We start from the raw sequence: 3,527 nt of genomic DNA, 5'->3' as shown, positions 1-3,527 counted from the left end.
TTTACTTTCCTTATATATTATGTCGGTATACTTTCAGAATAAACGCAGGCGGTATAAAAATCTATTGACTGGCTTTGGTCTTACCTCCTATGAAGCTTCTCTTTCACCCCTCCTGATACCTGCGGCGAAGCTGGCCGCAGGCGCCGTCAATGTCCCTGCCCATTTCCCTTCGGACCGTGACATTCACTTTATTTTTTTCAAGGATACTTTTAAATGCCTCCACACTGGCTCTGTCCGACTGCACGTATTTTCTTTCCTTTATAGGATTGACCGGAATCAGATTCACATGGCAGCAAAGGGGCTTTGCCAGCACAGCCAGCATGCGGGCGTCCTCCTCGCTGTCGTTTTCACCCCGCACCAGGCTGTACTCAAAGGTGATCCTTCGTCCCGTTTTTTCAAAATAATAACTGCAGGCCTCCATCAGCTCCTGTATGGAATACTGATTTGCCACAGGCATCAGACTGCGCCTTTTTTCATCCGTGGCCGCGTGCAGGGAAAGGGCGAGGGTAATCTGCAGCCCCTCCCCGGCCAGCCTCCGCATCCTTGGCACAAGGCCGCAGGTGGACACCGTCACGCTTCGCTGGCCGATATTCAGGCCGTTCTCATCGGTCAGCAGCCTGAGGAACCGCACCAGATTATCATAGTTGTCAAGAGGCTCTCCCATGCCCATCACCACCACATTGGAGACCCGCTCCCCGGTAAGCCTGGTGATTGCATATATCTGCTCCAGCATCTCCGAAGCCGTCAGGTTGCGCTCCAGGCCGTTTAAGGCGGAGGCGCAGAACCGGCACCCCATCCGGCAGCCCACCTGGGAGGAAATACACACGCTGTTGCCGTGTCTGTACCGCATCCATACACTTTCCACCAGATTACCGTCTATGAGACGGAACAAAAATTTTTTCGTGCCGTCTGCTTTCGACTCCTGCACCCGCACTGCCTCCAGGGCGGTGTAGGTATATCTCTCCTTGCATTTTTCCCGAAAATCCTTTGAGAGATTGGTCATCTCCTCAAAAGAGGACGCAAGCTTTTTGTGCATCCAGTCATACATCTGCCTGGCTCTAAATGGCTTCTCTCCAAAGTCCGACAGCTCTTTTGTGAGCTCAGCCAGCGTCATTGATTTGATCTCTTTTTTCTCTGTCATGGGAATGCCTTCCTTATCCTGTGCGTTTAAAGCGGGCGATAAAAAATCCGTCCGTCTCCATATATCCGGGAAGAAGCTGTATGCAGGCCGAAGCCTCCTTTTTGGTAAGCTTGAAATCCTCTCCCTTTGCCTGAAGGCGGATTTGTTCTCTCTGGCGAAAAAGCGCCCTTGGCAGAAAGGGCTCTATGCTTTCCGGCTCAAAGGGAAAATGCTCCGTGATATAGCGCACCATATCCTCATTTTCAGCTCTATGTATGGTGCAGGTGCTGTACACCAGGGTTCCCCCCGGCTTTACATACCCCCAGCTTTTCTCAATTATCAGCTTTTGGAGCTTTTCAAGCTCTGCCATGCTCTCCTTAGTTACATGATATTTGATATCCCGCTTTTTCCCTAAAACGCCAAGCCCCGAACAAGGCACGTCCAAAAAAAGCACATCCGCTTTTCCCAAAAGCGCCTCGTCCGTATGAGTGGCGTCATACACCTGAACCGTAATATTTTCTGCCCTCATACGCTCTGCGTTTTCCAAAATAAGCGCCTTTTTGGCCTCCGACACATCCCGGGCAAGCACCCTTTGGGCCCTCTCAGCGGCCAAGAGGGTTTTTCCCCCAGGCGCCGCACACACATCTGCCACAAAATCCTTTGGTCCGATGCCCGCCGTCTCCACCGCCAGGGCGGAGCTTGCATCCTGCACGGTAAACACTCCCTGGGAAAATCCGGGCAGCGCAGCAATGCTCTCCGTGTTCTCCACCGTATACACATAGGGCAGATAGGGGCTTGCTTTTATCCTTGCGCCGCTCTCCCTGATCCTTTCCACCCAGCCTTCTCTCTCCTCTGCCGAAAGTCCCGTGCGAAAGCGCAGGGACACCGGATGAATTTGAAGCAGTCCCTCAAGCAGCCTTTCCGTCACGGTGATTCCATATTCCTCCAGCCACATCTGCACAATCTCAAGTGGCATGGAATATTTTACGGAGTCATACAGGTCCCTCTGGGTTTCCTGATCCGGAAGAGGCAGACTGTCCTTTTGGCGGGCTATGCTTCTAAGCACTCCGTTTACAAAGCCCTTCAGATTTTGAAAGCCTCTCTTTGCCGCCAGTCTGCAGGCCTCATTACACACGGCGCTGTCCGGAATGCCATCCATATAAAGCAGCTGATAGAGGCTCAGATACAAGAGATTGCGGATCAGAGGCTTCATTTTTCTAACCGGAACCGATGAAAAGTGATTCAGATAATAGTCAAATTCCAGACGCCTCTCCAAAACTCCTTCTGTCAGGCGCTTGATGAATGCCTTATCCCGTGCCGCAAGGTAATCGTATTTATCCAAAACCGCCTTTATAAGCCGATGGGAATACTCTCTTCCCTTCTCCAGCTCCAGCAGGGTATCAAGCACAATCTCCCTTGTGTTTTCTCCCATGGTCAATCGTCCCTTCTTCTGTTTCCGCCAAACAAAAGCACCAGTCGAAGCAGCTGCAGAATCGAGGACGCAGCTGCCGCCACATAGGTCAGCGCCGCCGCTGTAAGCACCTTTTTGCAGCCTGCATTTTCCGCAGAGGTAAGCAGACCGTACTGCTCCACCTTCTGCACCGCTCTCCTTGAGGCATTAAACTCCACGGGAAGCGTCACCAGCTGAAACAGCACAGAAAGGGCAAAGGCCCAGATGCCAATCTGGATCAGGGTCTGATTCCAGCTAAGAAGCACCCCCAGCAGAATCAGGGGAAGTCCCAGGGTACTGCTGATATTCACCACAGGAACCAGAGCGCTTCTGATGGAAAGGGGCGCATATCCCTTGGCGTGCTGGATGGCATGTCCGCACTCATGGGCAGCCACTCCCACAGCGGTGACAGACACGCCGTTATAATTCTGCTGGGAAAGGCGAACCGTATTGGTGCGTGGATCATAATGGTCTCCGCTTCCTCTGCTCAAGCACTCAATCTGTACATTGTACAGCCCTTCATTGTTCAAAATACGGCGGGCCGCCTCAGCTCCTGTAATGCCGCTCATATTCCGCACTCTGGCATACCTGCGCATAGTGCTGTTCACAAGCGCACTGGCCCCCAGGCAGAGCAGCATGCCGATAATCACAAGATAATAGGTGGGATCCCACACAAAACCATAATATCCCATTCCGTAATACATAGCGTCATCTCCTTTATTCCTGCCCAAGCCTCTCGCCGGGCTTCATCCGCACCCCCAGAAGGAAATCCCGGGTCTGCATTCTTTTTTTGCCTTCCAGCTGCAGCTCATAAACCTCTAAAAATCCCTGGCCTGTGGCCACACTGATATGATCCTTTTCCACCTTTGCAATCTCTCCCGGAGCGTACGCCGCCTCGACCGGTTCCCGGGACGCGCCATCCGATCCCCAAGGCGCCCCATCCGGCTCCTTCGGAAC

Annotated in this window: 3 protein-coding genes and 1 pseudogene; all 4 read right to left on the bottom strand. The window is 52.7% G+C overall.

Translation table 11 applies throughout. From position 1 onward, the window contains the following. Window positions 1-103 precede the first annotated feature (103 nt). Window positions 104-1,141, bottom strand: coding sequence for a dual-specificity RNA methyltransferase RlmN (gene rlmN / locus AC1WIP_RS13245; protein ID WP_481142271.1), 1,038 nt, complete (start codon window positions 1,139-1,141; stop codon window positions 104-106). 13 nt (window positions 1,142-1,154) lie between these two features. Continuing rightward, window positions 1,155-2,552 carry a 16S rRNA (cytosine(967)-C(5))-methyltransferase RsmB gene (gene rsmB, locus AC1WIP_RS13240; protein WP_481142270.1) on the bottom strand — a complete coding sequence of 466 codons (1,398 nt, stop codon included), beginning with the start codon at window positions 2,550-2,552 and terminating at the stop codon, window positions 1,155-1,157. Window positions 2,553-2,554: 2 nt separating this feature from the next. Then, window positions 2,555-3,274 carry a zinc metallopeptidase gene (locus tag AC1WIP_RS13235; protein WP_481142269.1) on the bottom strand — a complete coding sequence of 240 codons (720 nt, stop codon included), beginning with the start codon at window positions 3,272-3,274 and terminating at the stop codon, window positions 2,555-2,557. A 13-nt stretch (window positions 3,275-3,287) separates the two neighbouring features. Continuing rightward, window positions 3,288-3,527: pseudogene (locus AC1WIP_RS13230) on the bottom strand (methionyl-tRNA formyltransferase); the annotation flags it as partial.

It is taken from the genome of Acetatifactor sp., assembly GCF_982438285.1.
The sequence above is the reverse complement of the archived record's forward strand: the minus strand, read 5'-3'. Positions and strand labels throughout refer to the sequence as shown.

What these genes read in the sequence shown, in the direction of transcription:
- rlmN (WP_481142271.1), bottom strand. Translation starts at nt 1,141, where the DNA reads ATGACAGAGAAAAAAGAGATCAAATCAATGACGCTGGCTGAGCTCACA.
- rsmB (WP_481142270.1), bottom strand. Translation starts at nt 2,552, where the DNA reads ATGGGAGAAAACACAAGGGAGATTGTGCTTGATACCCTGCTGGAGCTG.
- AC1WIP_RS13235 (WP_481142269.1), bottom strand. Translation starts at nt 3,274, where the DNA reads ATGTATTACGGAATGGGATATTATGGTTTTGTGTGGGATCCCACCTAT.